This is a genomic window from Pseudomonas sp. IT-P176, from assembly GCF_949767245.1.
GTDB lineage: Bacteria > Pseudomonadota > Gammaproteobacteria > Pseudomonadales > Pseudomonadaceae > Aquipseudomonas.
Map to the genome: position 1 here is coordinate 147,159 of NZ_CATKPN010000123.1, position 15,101 is coordinate 162,259.

Below are 15,101 nucleotides of genomic sequence, written 5' to 3' on the forward strand. Positions count from 1 at the left end.
GCAGTTGTCGATATTTTCATACCGGACAAACAACAAGGGGGCGAATTTTCATCCGCCCCCTGTTTGTCCGCTTACTCTTGCGGTTCTTCGTCAGCGGCGGCATCGAGTTGCTGATCGTCAACCACGTCGTCGATCACGACCTCGCCGTCGAATACCCCACCCTCTTCACCTTCCAGCTCGTCACCTTCGACTTCCGACGGCTCCTGGACCCGCTCCAGGCCTACCAGCGTTTCGTCGCTGGCCAGCTTGATCAGGGTCACGCCCTGGGTGTTACGACCCAGGCTCGAGACTTCGTCGACACGGGTACGCACCAGAGTGCCCTGGTCGGAAATCAGCATGATCTCCTCACCGTCGAGCACCTGAACGGCACCTACCAGACGGCCGTTGCGGTCGTTGCTGACCATGGCGATCACGCCCTGGCCGCCACGCTTGTACTCCGGGAACTCGCCGATGGCGGTACGCTTGCCATAACCACGCGCCGAAGCGGTGAGGATCTGGCTGCCTTCTTCCGGGATCAGCATGGAAATCAGCTTCTGCCCTTCCGGCAGGCGCATGCCGCGCACACCACGTGCAGTACGGCCCATGGCACGTACATCGGATTCCTTGAAGCGAGTGACCTTGCCGCCGTCGGAGAACAGCATGACTTCACGCTCGCCATCGGTGATGGCTGCGCTGATCAATACGTCGCCTTCGTCCAGCTCCAGCGCGATCAGGCCGACGCTGCGTTGACGACTGAAGGATTCCAGCGGGGTCTTCTTCACGGTGCCTTTGGCGGTCGCCATGAAGATGAAGTGACCTTCGGTGTATTCCTCGACCGGCAGCATGGTCGTGATGTACTCATCACTGTCCAGCGGCAGCAGGTTGACCAGCGGACGCCCACGGGCAGCGCGGGAAGCTTCCGGAATCTCGTAGGTTTTCAGCCAGTACACCTTGCCCTTGCTGGAGAATAGCAGCAGCGTGGTGTGGCTGTTGGCAACCAGCAGGTGAGCGATGTAGTCCTCATCCTTGACGCCAGTCGCCGACTTGCCTTTACCGCCACGACGCTGAGCCTGGTACGCAGCCAATGGCTGGGTCTTGGCGTAGCCACCGTGGGAAATGGTCACGACGCGCTCTTCTTCCGGGATCATGTCACCCAGGGTCAAGTCGAGACGGGCATCGAGGATTTCGGTGCGGCGCACATCGCCGTACTCGGCGCGGATCACTTCCAGCTCTTCGCGGATCACTTCCATCAGGCGCGTGGCGCTGTTGAGGATGCGGATCAGCTCGCCGATCTGGTTGAGGATCTCTTGATACTCGGCCAGCAGCTTTTCGTGCTCCAGGCCAGTCAGGCGGTGCAGACGCAGCTCCAGAATGGCTTGCGCCTGTTCCGGCGACAGGAAGTACTTGCCTTCGCGCAGGCCGTACTGCGGATCCAGGGTCTCTGGACGGCAAGAGTCGGCACCGGCGCGCTCGACCATCGCCACCACGGCGGAGGATTCCCAGGCAGTGCTGATCAGCGCTTCCTTGGCTTCCGACGGCGTTGGCGAGGCCTTGATCAGGGCGATGACCGGGTCGATGTTCGACAGGGCAACGGCCTGGCCTTCCAGGATGTGGCCACGCTCGCGAGCTTTACGCAGCTCGAACACGGTACGACGGGTCACGACTTCGCGACGGTGACGCACGAAGGCTTCCAGCAGATCCTTGAGATTGAGGATCCGCGGACGGCCATCGATCAGCGCAACGATGTTGATACCGAACACTGCTTGCAGCTGGGTCTGGGCGTAGAGGTTGTTGAGAATCACCTCTGGCACTTCGCCGCGACGCAATTCGATCACGACGCGCATACCATCCTTGTCGGACTCGTCGCGCAGCTCGGTGATGCCTTCCAGTTTCTTCTCTTTGACCAGCTCGGCGATCTTCTCGATCAGACGCGCCTTGTTCAACTGGTAAGGCAGTTCGGTGATGACGATCTGCTGGCGACCACCGACCTTGTCGATGTCTTCGATCGTCGAGCGGGCACGCATGTAAATGCGTCCGCGACCGGTACGGTAGGCTTCGATGATGCCGGCGCGACCGTTGATGATCGCCGCGGTCGGGAAGTCCGGACCCGGGATGTATTGCATCAACTCGTCGACAGTCAGCTCGGGATTGTCGATGAGCGCCAGGCAACCGTCGATGACTTCACCGAGGTTGTGCGGCGGAATGTTGGTCGCCATGCCCACGGCGATACCGCTGGAGCCGTTGACCAGCAGGTTGGGAATACGGGTCGGCATGACCGCCGGGATCATTTCGGTGCCGTCGTAGTTCGGCACCCAGTCCACGGTCTCCTTGTGCAGGTCAGCCAGCAGCTCGTGCGCCAGCTTGGTCATGCGCACTTCGGTGTATCGCATCGCAGCGGCGTTGTCGCCGTCGACCGAACCGAAGTTGCCCTGGCCGTCGACCAGCAGGTAACGCAGCGAGAATGGCTGCGCCATCCGAACGATGGTGTCGTACACCGCGGTATCACCGTGGGGGTGATACTTACCGATCACGTCACCGACAACACGGGCAGATTTCTTGTACGGCTTGTTGAAGTCGTTACCCAGCTCGCTCATAGCGAACAGCACACGCCGATGCACGGGCTTCAAGCCATCGCGCGCATCAGGCAGTGCCCGCCCGACAATTACGCTCATTGCGTAGTCGAGGTAGGACTGCTTCAGCTCGTCTTCGATATTGACCGGGAGGATTTCTTTGGCCAGTTCGCCCATGAGAAGCCTGATTCCTTTTTCTGGTGAAACTTCGTCACATCCAGATGGGACGAACGAAGCTCGCCGCTGCAGGCTGAGTGCCATGCACCGACTTACGACAAATCAACGAGTTATGCCATGGATCTGCGCAGTAAAGGTTACCCCGCGGGGCGACCTTGGAAACCGCCGGATGTTATCACAAGAGCCGCCACGCACCTATCCCCCTGATGCGCATGGAGCATAGTTAGTTGACCGATGACAGGCTTGAGGGGGACGAGAGAAGCTTAGAGGCTGATTCGAGACTAGATTGTGGTTAATTTATTGACTTGACCTGCCCCTTCGCTGGCAAGCCAGCTCCTGCAGAGCCTGTGGTGGGCGCAAAACCTGTGGGAATGAACCTGCTCGCGACGACAATCGCTCAGGCACCTGAGCTGATCAATGCAGGCGCTTGCGGCACATCAATTGCGCCATCTTTGCGGTATCCGGCCGCTCGACCAGGCCTTTTTCGGTGATGATGGCATCGATCAAGTCCGCCGGCGTGACGTCGAACACCGGATTGAAAGCCTCGACCCCCTCACCGATCCGCTTGCCGCCCACTTCGAGCAACTCACCGGCGTCGCGCTCTTCAAGGGCGATGTCCTCGCCGCTGGCCAGGTCCATGTCGATGGTCGAGCTCGACGCCACCACCATGAAGCGCACGCCGTGGTGCATGGCGTTGACTGCCAACTGGTAGGTGCCGATCTGGCTAGCCACATCGCCATTGGCGGCGATCCGATCAGCGCCGACGACCACCCAGGTAATGCCCTTGGTCTTCATGATATGGGCGGCAGCCGCATCGGCGTTGACCGTCACCGGAATGCCTTCGTTGGCCAGCTCCCAAGTGGTAAGGCGCGAGCCTTGCAGCCAGGGCCGAGTTTCGTCGACATAGACCCGCTCGACCATGCCTTCCAGGAACGCCCCGCGAATCACCCCCAGCGCCGTACCGAAGCCGCCCGTGGCCAGCGCACCGGCATTGCCATGGGTGAGGATGGTCTGCGCGTTGCCTTGGTGCTTGCGAATCAGGTCGACGCCCAACTGGGCGATGGTCAGGTTGGCCTCACGATCACTTTCTTGGATCGCCAGGGCTTCGGTTTCGAGCGCGACCAAGGGCTGGGCGTGAGCCTTGAGCCGCGCCAGGCGTTCGCGCATGCGCCCCAGGGCCCAGGACAGGTTAGCCGCAGTTGGACGGGACTCGGCCAGCAGGGCAAAATCCTCTTCCAGCGCCGCCTGCCAGTCGCCACCTGCGGCGATTCGGGCACGCGCGGCCAGCACCATGCCATAGGCGGCGCTAATGCCGATTGCCGGGGCGCCACGGACCACCATCGTACGAATGGCCTCCGCCACCTGCGCCGCGCTGGTATGAGCGATCCAGCGCTCCTCGAACGGCAGCAGGCGCTGATCCAGCAGGTACAGGGTGCCGTCTCGCCAATCGATGGCCTTCACCTTCTCAGCAGCCAACAGTCGATCGCGCATCCCTCACCCCGTACTCATGAACAAAAGCCGTCGATTATAGCGATCCCCCCGCGAAGACGCTCGGGTATACTTCGCCATCCTTTACAAAAGCACTGGACCGAATCCTCGATGCCGACCCCCGTTGCCGCTCTCGACCTCCTCTTGCTGCCGACCTGGCTGGTGCCTGTCGAGCCGGCGGGCGTGGTGCTCAAGGAGCATGGCCTGGGGATCCGCGACGGGCGAATTGCCTTCATCGGTCCGCGCAGCGCTGCACTCAAACTCGCGGCCCATGAGGTCCGGGAGTTGCCAGGCATGCTGCTCAGCCCCGGGCTGATCAACGCCCATGGGCATGCGGCAATGACCCTGTTCCGCGGCCTGGCCGACGACTTGCCACTGATGACCTGGCTCGAACAGCACATCTGGCCAGCCGAGGCCAAGTGGGTTGATGAAGCCTTTGTACGCGACGGCACCGACCTGGCCATCGCCGAACAGATCAAAGGTGGCATCACCTGCTTCTCGGACATGTACTTCTTCCCCAAAGTTGCCAGTGAGCGTGTCCATAACAGCGGCATAAGGGCACAGATCGCGATTCCGATCCTCGACTTCCCGATTCCCGGCGCCAGCAGTGCCGATGAGGCGATCCGCCAGGGCATCGAACTGTTCGGCGACCTCAAGCACCATCCACGCCTCAAAATCGCCTTCGGTCCCCATGCACCCTACACCGTTGGCGATGAAAACCTGGAGAAAGTCCGGGTGATCGCCGAGGAGCTGGACGCCGCCATTCACATGCACGTCCACGAAACCGCGATCGAGGTGCACCAGGCGCTGGAAAAGCACGGCGAGCGGCCATTGGCCCGCCTGGCACGCCTGGGCCTGCTGGGGCCACGCTTCCAGGCAGTGCACATGACCCAGATCAGCGAAGACGACCTGGCATTGCTGGTAGAAAGCAACAGCAGCGTGATTCATTGCCCGGAATCGAACCTTAAACTGGCCAGCGGCTTCTGCCCGGTGGAGCGCTTGTGGCAAGCCGGGGTCAATGTGGCGATCGGCACCGATGGCGCCGCCAGCAACAACGACCTGGACCTGCTGGGCGAAACCCGTACCGCCGCGCTGCTGGCCAAAGCCGTTGCCGGATCCGCCAGCGCCCTGGACGCCCATCGCGCCCTGCGCATGGCAACCCTCAACGGCGCCCGTGCCCTGGGCCTGGAACAGCAGACTGGCTCGCTGGAAGTCGGCAAGCTTGCCGACCTCGCGGCCTTCGACCTGTCCGGCCTGGCCCAGCAACCGGTCTACGACCCAGTCTCGCAACTGATCTATGCCACCGGCCGGGACTGCGTGAAACACCTTTGGGTCGGCGGCAAGCAATTGCTCGACGACCGGCGCCTGACGCGCCTCGATGAACAACAGCTGTGCGCCACGGCCAACGCCTGGGGTCAACGCATCAGCGGCCACACCGAATAGAACGACCCCTTGAGCTGAACCTCAAGGCTGACAGCAGAATATTTCAGATTCAGAGGATTACCCATGAGCAACGTCGACCACGCTGAAATCGCCAAATTCGAGGCCCTGGCCCATCGCTGGTGGGATCGCGAAAGCGAGTTCAAGCCCCTCCACGACATCAACCCACTGCGCGTCAACTGGATTGACGAACGCGTCAAACTGGCGGGCAAGAAGGTCCTGGACGTCGGCTGTGGCGGCGGCATCCTCAGCGAATCCATGGCACAGCGCGGCGCCACAGTGATGGGCATCGACATGGGTGAAGCGCCCCTGGCAGTTGCCCAGCTGCATCAGCTGGAGTCGGGCGTGAGCGTGGAATACCGGCAGATCACCGCCGAAGCCCTGGCCGAAGAAATGCCCGAGCAGTTCGACGTGGTCACCTGCCTGGAAATGCTCGAGCACGTGCCCGACCCCTCGTCGGTGATCCGCGCCTGCTTCCGTATGGTCAAGCCCGGCGGCCAGGTGTTCTTCTCCACCATCAACCGCAACCCGAAGGCCTACCTGTTCGCCATCGTCGGCGCGGAATACATCATGAAGCTGCTGCCACGCGGCACCCACGACTTCAAGAAATTCATCCGCCCTTCCGAACTGGGCGCCTGGAGCCGTGCGGCCGGCCTGACCGTCAAGGACATCATCGGCCTGACCTACAACCCGCTGACCAAGCACTACAAGCTGGCCAGCGACGTTGACGTCAACTACATGATCCAGACCCTGCGCGAGGAGTAAGCCCATGGCAATCAGAGCAGTTCTCTTCGACATGGACGGCACCCTGCTCGACACCGCGCCGGACTTCATCGCCATCTGCCAGGACATGCTGGCCGAGCGCGGGCTGCCAGCGATCCCGGACAAACGCATCCGCGACGAGATTTCCGGTGGGGCCAAGGCCATGGTCGCCGCGACCTTCATGCTGGACCCGCAGGCGCCAGGCTTCGAGGAACTACGCCTGGAGTTCCTCGAGCGCTACCTCAAGGGCTGCGCGGTCCACAGCAAACTGTTCGACGGTATGGCTGAACTGCTGGCCGACATCGAGAAGGCCAATCTGATCTGGGGCGTAGTGACCAACAAGCCGCTGCGTTTTGCCGAGCCGATCATGCAACAACTGGGGCTGGCCGAGCGCTCGGCCCTACTGATCTGCCCGGATCACGTAAAGAACAGCAAGCCAGACCCGGAACCGCTGATCCTCGCGTGCAAGATGCTCGACCTCGACCCGGCCAGCGTCCTGTTCGTCGGCGACGACCTGCGCGACATCGAGTCCGGACGCGATGCCGGCACCCGCACCGCTGCGGTCACCTACGGCTACATTCACCCAGACGACAACCCGCGGCACTGGGGTGCGGACGTGGTGGTGGATCATCCGCTGGAGTTGCGCAAGGTGCTCGATAGCGCGTTGTGCAGCTGCTAAGCAGTCACGCACAACATCTGCTGGCGGTAGCCGCACCGGCGCCCCCGCAGGGATTGCGCCTGACCTGAAGAATTTTTGTAGAGGTTTTTTATGTTTGATTACTCCGCTCGTCCTGAATTGCTCAAGGACCGGGTCATCCTGGTCACCGGTGCCGGCCGCGGGATCGGTGCAGCCGCCGCGAAAACCTACGCAGCTCACGGCGCCACCGTGCTGTTGCTGGGCAAGACCGAAGCCAACCTGACCCAGGTTTACGACGAAATCGAAGCCGCGGGCCACCCTCAACCGGCGGTGATCCCGTTCAACCTGGAAACCGCTCTGCCGCACCAGTACGACGAGTTGGCGGCAATGATCGAGACTGAGTTCGGCCACCTTGACGGCCTGCTGCACAACGCCTCGATCATTGGTCCACGCACGCCGATCGAGCAACTGTCCGGCGAAAACTTCATGCGCGTGATGCAAGTCAACGTCAACGCCATGTTCATGCTCACCAGCACCCTGCTGCCCCTGCTCAAGCTGTCCAAGGACGCCTCGGTGATCTTCACGTCCAGCAGCGTGGGTCGCAAGGGCCGTGCCTACTGGGGTGCTTATGGCGTATCGAAGTTCGCCACCGAGGGCTTGATGCAGACCCTGGCCGATGAAGTCGACACCGTCGCACCGATCCGCTCCAACAGCATCAACCCGGGCGCCACCCGCACCAGCATGCGTGCCCAGGCCTACCCCGGGGAAAACCCGAACAACAACCCGACCCCGGAAGAGATCATGCCGGTCTACCTGTACCTCATGGGGCCGGATAGCAGCGGCATCAACGGCCAGGCGTTCGACGCCCAGTAAGCTCGCCCCCAGCATGCCGCGACGGCTTCCCGCCGCGGCATGAGCCAGGCGGTGCCACTATTCTGCTATGCTTAGTCAAACAACCGTCATATTGCTCGCAGGCATACCCCGCTGGGTGCCCCAAGCATCTGATTGCAATCGGCTTTTCCAGAAAATGAACCGATGGCACGCATTTCGCTCTAAATCTGCACCAAACACGCTGTAACCCAGCTTGTCAGACAGCATTCCTGCTTGGGGGCGCACGCCATATGAAATCTCCAACCCAGACCCACGCAATTGATTTTGATAGCGCCAAATTGCAACGCCTGGGTTTTGGCCAGATCCCGCCCCTTGTGGAACGCCCTGCGAGCCTGAGCCAGTTGCGCCAGCAAATGGGCCTGCAATTGCAAACCAGCCTGGAACCGCAACGCATCCTCGGCCTGTTTTTTCGCGAAGTTCAGCGCCTGGTTCCGCTGGACGCCCTGCACTATCGGCACGAGTCCAGCGAATTGCGCCTGGAGCTCGGCCAGCGCGGCCATCACTCGGTGAGCTACAGCCTCAGCCATCAGGGTGAACACCTGGGTGAACTGGTGTTCCGGCGCAATCAACGCTTCAGCGAGCAGGAGCAGGCCAACCTCGAAGCCCTGCTGGTGCCCTTGTTGTTCCCCATGCGCAACGCCCTGCTGTATCGAGCGGCGACTCAAAGTGCACTGCGTGACCCCCTGACCGGTACCGGTAACCGTATCGCCATGGATCAGACCCTGGAACGGGAAATCCACATGGCCCGACGTCACCAGCAGCCTTTGTCCCTGCTGATGCTGGATATCGACCACTTCAAGCGCGTCAATGACAGCCACGGCCACGCTGCTGGCGACCAGGTGCTCAAGGCCGTCGCCACGTCGATCAAGAACCAACTGCGCAACGTCGACATGGTGTTTCGTTTCGGTGGCGAGGAGTTTTTGATCCTGCTGTCCAATACCAGCCGCGAAGCTGCGGCCATGGTCGGCGAACGCCTGCGATACAGCGCACAGGTGGAGGATTATCGGGTTGAGGGCAAGCTGATCGAGCTGACCGTCAGCCTCGGCTGCTCGACCCTGCTCCCCGCAGAATCGGCCGAAAGCCTGCTGCGCCGCGCTGACAGTGCGCTGTACGTGGCCAAGCGCGAGGGGCGTAATCGCCTGGCGATGGCGGGATAATCCCCCGACACCCTGCTTGAGAATGTCGGGGGTCGCTGCGCAACCCAACGCAGGCTGCGCCAGCTGCTACAGGGGCCGCGCTGTCAGCCTTCTGCCATCGCCATTCGCCCACGGACTACGCTGGGCTTGTGGACGTACTCCAGTTGCAGGCAGCGCTCCAGGAACAGGTACATATAGTCGTAGCTTTTGCACACGGCTAGGCGCAGCTCTTCCTGCAGCGCCTTGCTGGGGTTTTGGCCGGCGAGCGTGCAGATGATCTCCAGCGCCTCCCAAGGATGAGCATCATCGTACTGCGCGTGCATTTTCAGCCATTTCATGGCGCGTTTGCGTTCCTCATCGGCAAATGACGCCGCATAGATCCCGTTGGAACAGACCAGCGCCGCCCACTCCCCCGTCGCTCCCTCGATCGCATAGTTGGTGGCGGCGATGGCCACGATCAACGAGTCGGACGAACTGGTATGCCAGCACCAATGACTCAGCGCATGCAGCTCGGGCGCCACTTGTTGCGCCTGCAAATCTTCCAGACTCACGCCATGGGCACGACTCCAGTGCAGCCAATAGTCGGCATGATTGAGTTCTACACGGATATTGCGCATCAACCAGCGGCGTGCCATGTCTTCGCCCGGGTGCCGGGCAAAGCGGGTCTTGGTCAGGTTCTGCGCCATATACAGCGCAAATTGTTCCACCACCGGCCAGCCACCAATCAAGTATTGGCGCATGGTCCTGGCGCTGAGTTGGTTGTCGCGCATACGCAGGTAAAGTTCATGTTCGACAACCCGACGCTTGCTCTCGCTGCACGCCTGAATCAATTGCTGAGCCCAGGCAGGATAACTAGCAGCTTCCATAAGCGGGCCGGTTCTGTTGAATGTATCGATCACTGTCGCACTCCTTTTGATTGTGATGGTTAGGGATCGACAGACAACTTCAACGGAACGTACCGGGCGCCTTGAACAACAATGGCCGAGGTCGACTCGGCCGACAGAGCAGGCTGTCAGTGGTAAACAACTGCGGACGTTCAATGTTGTAACCCTGCGCATAATCCACGCCGATTTCCAGCAAGGCCTGCTCGATCTGCGGGGTTTCAACAAATTCGGCAATCGTGCGCTTACCCATGACATGACCAATGTGGTTGATCACTTCGACCATTGCGCGGTTAATCGGGTCGTCCAGCATATCCCTGACGAAACTTCCGTCGATCTTTAGAAAGTCTACAGGTAAGTGTTTCAGATACGCGAACGATGACATTCCGGCACAAAAATCATCTAGAGAAAAGTAGCAACCCAAGCCTTTGAGTTCATTAATAAATTTAATTGCACTGGATAAATTTGAAATTGCACTGGTTTCAGTAATTTCAAAACAAATCATTTCAGGCGGAATACCGTGAATAACAAACTGCTGACGCAAGAAGATTAAAAATTCATCATCACCAATAGTAATGCCTGACAGATTAATCGCACACATCGCCATCGGCCCTTCATGTTGTCGGGCCATACACTGGGCAATTATCTTGAATACATTCTCGACCACCCAGCGATCCAGGGAAGTCATCAAGCCATAACGTTCGGCGGCGGGAATAAAAGAACTGGGCAATATCATTCGCCCGGCTTCGTCATGCAGTCGTAGAAGAATTTCGACATGCCCACCGCCTGTATCGACGTGCCCCAAGGTGGCGATTTCCTGGGAGTACAAACAGAAGCGATTTTCTTCAAGGGCCATGTGCAAGCGCTGCACCCAAGCCATTTCGCCAAAGCGCAGCGACAACTCGGAGTCGTCGACATGGTACAGCTGCACGCGGTTACGGCCCTTCTCCTTGGCCATGTAGCACGCCATGTCCGCGGCCCGCAGCAAGGCTTCCAGGGTCGCCGGATTCTGCGCGACGTGCACCAGGCCGATACTGACAGTGGTCACGAATGGCCGGCCTTTCCAGACAAAATGCAGGTTTTGCACGGTCTGGCGCAGGGTCTCGGCGATTTTCTCCGAGGACTCCGGCGAGCAGTTCTCCAGGAGAATGCCGAACTCGTCCCCCCCCAGCCGAGCCAGGGTGTCACCCTCGCGCAAGCCCGACTGCAGCAAGGCACAGATGTGTCGCAGCAACTCATCGCCGGCAGCATGCCCACAGGTGTCATTGACCAGCTTGAATTGATCGAGGTCGAGGAACATCAGTGCATGTCGCCCAGGTTGGCGTGTCAGGTTATGCAGCGCCTGCTCCAGGCGAAATTCGAATTCGCGACGGTTGGCCAGGCCGGTCAAGGCGTCGTGGGTCGCCTGCCAGGAAAGGTTGGCGATGTATTGCCGCTCCTGGGTCATGTCATGCAACACCAGCACCGTGCCACTGACCTTGCCCGCCGTGTGAATCGGCGACCCGACCAGGGTCACCGACACCGTACTGCCGTCCAGACGCTGGATCAGCTTGGCGTGTTCGCTGCTGCCACTGAGCTGACCGCTGAGAATGTGCTCGATCAGGGTGAAGCCGTCGGCCTGGGCGTTCTCATCCAGCAGATTGAACAACTCCGCCAGCGGCAGGCCGACAGCCTGTCCAGCCTTCCAGTGGGTCAGTGCTTCGGCCGCCGGGTTCATGTAAGCAATGGCGCCCTCGACATCGGTGGTGATCACGGCGTCGCCAATCGACTGCAAGGTAATTTGCGCGCGCTCTTTTTCCAGCTGCAAGGCATCGGCAAAAGCGTGGCGCTGCGCGAGCAATTTGTGGGTCCGCAGCAAGGCCAGGACAATCAGACCGAGCGCGGTTGCCAGGTTGGTGTACAGCAACCAGCGCAAAATCACCCGCGAGCCCTCGCCCAGCGCATCGCTGAAGGCCTTGGCGGCGGGGGTTACACCTTCATTGATGGCAAATATCCGCGCTTTCCACCGCGCCATGTCCGCTTCGGTGGCCTGGTTGCGGCTGATGCGCTCGTGCATGTCCCGGGCAACAGTGTCCAGCTGGACCAGATACGCATCACCCTCAATCCAACGATCGATAGCGATTTGCAGATAGCTGAAATGGCGAAAATTCAAGTACAGCCAGATCAGGCTCGGTACGTCGTCCGGGTGATTACCCCCCTTGAGAATGCCTAGTCGGGCCGCCTCCAGGTCCGGCGGCTCGCGGTCCAGTGCAACCCGCAGTTCATGGCCACCTTCCGGCACCGTCATGGCCTGCTGGTATTTTCGAAAGATAGATTCGTCGCGGTTGTCAGCATAGAGATTGAGGTAGTAGATCGCGTCTTTCTGGCTCTTGGACCACAGGCTCTCGCCGGCCACATAGCCGCGAACCGCCGACAGCGTATAGAGGCTGACACCACCGAGCAGGGCCTGAAATAGGACGACGGCAATAAACGGCCAGACGATGCCCAGCAGCCGAGGTGTCCCGAGCGTCCTTTTTTGCTTCATGAGGTCCCTTGCGTTAACGCTGCTTGATCGACGTGCAGCCGAAATCGTTACAGCTAGCCTAGGAGGCGATCTCACTCCCGGCAAGCCGCGACATTTTTAATGCTCATACGTGATGAAGCAGTTTGCTGTTGACGGCAACCCCAATGCATTGGAAGTGGCCTGGAAGTAAGTGCCGGCCGCCTTCAGTGCTGTTGCAAATGACCGTACAGCTTGGCGTACAAACCACCCTCCGCGATCAGTTGCTGATGGTCGCCATCCTCGGCAACTTGCCCGCTATCGAACACCAACACCCGGTCGGCCTGCTTCACCGCCGAGAGGCGGTGAGCAATGATCAAGGTGGTCCGCCCACTGAGAAACCGCGCCAGCGCCAGGTGCAGGTTGTACTCGGTGGCGGCATCAAGCGCCGAGGTGGCTTCGTCGAGAATCACCACCTTGGGTTCGGCGAGCACCATCCGGGCAATCGCCAGGCGTTGGCGCTGACCACCGGACAAACGCACACCGGAACGCCCGACAATACTGTCCAGCCCCTGGGGCAAGCCCTTGACCGTGGCGTCGAGTTGGGCAATCTGCAGGGCCTGCCAGCAGGCTTCGTCACTGCGCTCACGGCCCATGGTCAGGTTGGCCCGAATACTGTCGTTGAACAGCGCCGGGTGCTGCAGCACCACCGCGACATGCTCGCGGATGGTTTCCAGGCCAATGTCGTACTGGGTGACACCGCCAAAACGGATTTCGCCGCCCTGGGGGGTATAAAGCCCCAGGAGCAATTGCACCAAGGTGCTTTTACCGCCACCACTGGCCCCGACGATGGCGACTTTTTCTCCGGGCGCAATGGACAGGTTCATCTGGTCCAGCACCGGCTCGTCGCCATAGCTGAAACTCAGGCCTTGCACTTCGATACCGACTGTCTCGCGCCCCTTGAACGGATCGATCCCTCCCGGGTACTGCGGCTCGTCAGCGCGCGACAACAGCTCATTGATCCGCGTCAAGGCACCGCCGGCTGCGTAATAGGCGTATTGCAGATTCAGCAGTTGTTCGACCGGACCGATCATGAACCACAGGTAGCTGAACACCGCCAGCATCTGCCCGATGGACAGATCGGAGAACAACACGGTGAGCATCGCTGCGGCACGAAAGATGTCGATGCCGAACTGGAACAGCAAGCCACTGGCGCGGCTCGACGCATCGGTTTTCCACTGCGAGTTGACCGCATAGTTGCGCACGTCCCGGGCGCGGGCGCCAAGACGACCGAGGAAAAAGCCCTGGCGGTTACCGGCACGGATTTCCTGAATCGCGTCCAGGGTCTCGGTCAGCGCCTGGGTGAACCGCGAGGTGCTGTCGTTCTCCAGCTTCTTCAGGTGCTTGACCCGCTTGCCCAACTGCACCGTGGCGTAGATCACCAGTGGGTTGAACAGCAGAATCAGCAGTGCCAGCTGCCAGTGCATCCAGACCAGGATCGCCGCCGTGCCCACCAGCGTGAGCATGGCCACGAGGAACCGACTGAGAGTCTCGCCGACAAACTTGTCGACCGTGTCCAGGTCGGTGACCAGGTGGGTGGTGACCGTGCCGCTGCCCAGGCTTTCGTACTCCCCCAGGGAAATGCACTTGAGGCGCTCGATCAGCCGCAGGCGAATGCGATACACAATGTCTTTGGCCAAACCGGCAAACAGCCGAGCCTGCACCACGTTGAACAACAATGCCGCACACCGCAGGGTCAGGGTGATCAGCAGCATCAGGCCGATATAACCGGCGGCGCTTTGCCAGGCCTGGGGCAGCGCGCGGTTCATCACCTTCAGCGCCGCATCGCCATTACCCAGCAACACCTCATCCACCAGCAACGGCAGCAGCAAGGGAATCGGCACGCTGCACAAGGTCGCCAGGACGGCGACACCGTTGGCGATCCACAAGGCTTTTTTATGCCGCAGTGCCAGGCGACGGATGTGTGCCCAACTCAGCCGATCGACTCGCTCCGGTGGCTGTCCAGCGTCAGGCTGGTCATACACAGGCGGCACGCTCCAGCCAGCGGCCGAGCAACGGGGACAGCTCGCTAAGTGGTTGGTAGCCATTGGTCAACAAGGCCAGTTGACCGTTACGCTCGGCCAACAAGGTCGGGAAGCCGGCAATCCCCAGGTCCTGGACCCAGGTGAAATCCGCCGCCGTGGCGGCGTGCTGGTCGGCACGGTCGAAGGCTGCGGCGAATTCGATTCGCGGCAAGCCCGCTTGCTCGGCCAACTCCACCAGCACGCTGGCATGGGTCACATCGCGCCCCTGTGCATAAAAAGCCTGCTGGATCAGCTTGAGCAACTGCCAGGCGCAATCCGGTGCCAGGCTGCGGGCCGTGACCAGCGCGCGGCAGGCGGGCTCAGTGTCGTAGACAAAACCTTCGGGCAGCGCACCGTCGAGCTTGAATGGTTGGCCGGTGGCGTCGTTGACGGCCTGCCAGTGTTCAAGAATATAGCGTCGGGTAGTCGGCTCCAGCGCCGCGCCACTGCCCGTGCGCAAACCGCCGACCACCAGGTGCACGTCCACGCCGGCGGCCTGCGCCTGCAAGGCCAATGCCTCGGCCACCGGAGCGAACCCCCAGCACCAGGAACACATCGGGTCCATTACATAGAGCAG

11 protein-coding genes are annotated in these 15,101 nt (G+C 60.8%); 5 read left to right on the forward strand and 6 right to left on the reverse strand.

Going from position 1 to position 15,101, the window contains the following annotated elements; translation table 11 throughout:
• Nucleotides 1–71: 71 nt before the first annotated feature.
• Together gyrA and mtnA are read right to left on the reverse strand one after the other, a co-directional pair.
• Nucleotides 72–2,726 (reverse strand): DNA gyrase subunit A, encoded by a 2,655-nt coding sequence (gene gyrA, locus ACM6IP_RS26830; RefSeq protein ID WP_159997362.1) that lies wholly within the window; start codon nt 2,724–2,726, stop codon nt 72–74.
• Nucleotides 2,727–3,140: 414 nt separating this feature from the next.
• Nucleotides 3,141–4,217: an S-methyl-5-thioribose-1-phosphate isomerase gene (gene mtnA / locus ACM6IP_RS26835; RefSeq protein ID WP_414862658.1), complete on the reverse strand. Its 1,077-nt coding sequence runs from the start codon at nt 4,215–4,217 to the stop codon at nt 3,141–3,143.
• A gap of 108 nt (nt 4,218–4,325) precedes the next feature.
• On the opposite strand from mtnA, the gene ACM6IP_RS26840 reads away from it, so the two are divergent.
• The 5 genes from ACM6IP_RS26840 to ACM6IP_RS26860 all read left to right on the forward strand — a co-directional run bounded on the left by ACM6IP_RS26840 (nt 4,326) and on the right by ACM6IP_RS26860 (nt 9,101).
• Nucleotides 4,326–5,657 (forward strand): TRZ/ATZ family hydrolase, encoded by a 1,332-nt coding sequence (locus ACM6IP_RS26840; protein ID WP_414862659.1) that lies wholly within the window; start codon nt 4,326–4,328, stop codon nt 5,655–5,657.
• Between the two features lie 63 nt (nt 5,658–5,720).
• Nucleotides 5,721–6,419, forward strand: a complete 699-nt coding sequence (gene ubiG, locus ACM6IP_RS26845) for a bifunctional 2-polyprenyl-6-hydroxyphenol methylase/3-demethylubiquinol 3-O-methyltransferase UbiG (RefSeq protein ID WP_095168018.1) — start codon at nt 5,721–5,723, stop codon at nt 6,417–6,419.
• A 4-nt stretch (nt 6,420–6,423) separates the two neighbouring features.
• Nucleotides 6,424–7,095, forward strand: a complete 672-nt coding sequence (gene mupP / locus ACM6IP_RS26850) for an N-acetylmuramic acid 6-phosphate phosphatase MupP (RefSeq protein WP_095168017.1) — start codon at nt 6,424–6,426, stop codon at nt 7,093–7,095.
• Nucleotides 7,096–7,185: 90 nt separating this feature from the next.
• Nucleotides 7,186–7,926 (forward strand): YciK family oxidoreductase, encoded by a 741-nt coding sequence (locus ACM6IP_RS26855; RefSeq protein WP_095168015.1) that lies wholly within the window; start codon nt 7,186–7,188, stop codon nt 7,924–7,926.
• A gap of 248 nt (nt 7,927–8,174) precedes the next feature.
• On the forward strand, nt 8,175–9,101 hold the full coding sequence (locus tag ACM6IP_RS26860; protein ID WP_095168013.1) for a GGDEF domain-containing protein: 927 nt from the start codon (nt 8,175–8,177) through the stop codon (nt 9,099–9,101).
• 83 nt (nt 9,102–9,184) lie between these two features.
• Here the strand turns inward: ACM6IP_RS26860 and ACM6IP_RS26865 are convergent, their stop codons facing one another.
• The 4 genes from ACM6IP_RS26865 to ACM6IP_RS26880 all read right to left on the reverse strand — a co-directional run bounded on the left by ACM6IP_RS26865 (nt 9,185) and on the right by ACM6IP_RS26880 (nt 15,080).
• Complete coding sequence (locus ACM6IP_RS26865; RefSeq protein ID WP_371917586.1) at nt 9,185–9,946, reverse strand: TenA family transcriptional regulator; 762 nt, start codon at nt 9,944–9,946, stop codon at nt 9,185–9,187.
• Between the two features lie 79 nt (nt 9,947–10,025).
• Nucleotides 10,026–12,485, reverse strand: a complete 2,460-nt coding sequence (locus tag ACM6IP_RS26870; RefSeq protein WP_095168010.1) for an EAL domain-containing protein — start codon at nt 12,483–12,485, stop codon at nt 10,026–10,028.
• A 182-nt stretch (nt 12,486–12,667) separates the two neighbouring features.
• The gene (locus ACM6IP_RS26875) at nt 12,668–14,485 is read right to left on the reverse strand and encodes an ABC transporter ATP-binding protein (RefSeq protein WP_414862660.1); all 1,818 of its coding nucleotides are present in this window, start codon (nt 14,483–14,485) and stop codon (nt 12,668–12,670) included.
• Nucleotides 14,478–15,080: a DsbA family protein gene (locus tag ACM6IP_RS26880; RefSeq protein ID WP_174244628.1), complete on the reverse strand. Its 603-nt coding sequence runs from the start codon at nt 15,078–15,080 to the stop codon at nt 14,478–14,480. The genes ACM6IP_RS26875 and ACM6IP_RS26880 overlap by 8 nt, the downstream gene beginning before the upstream one ends.
• Nucleotides 15,081–15,101: the final 21 nt, after the last annotated feature.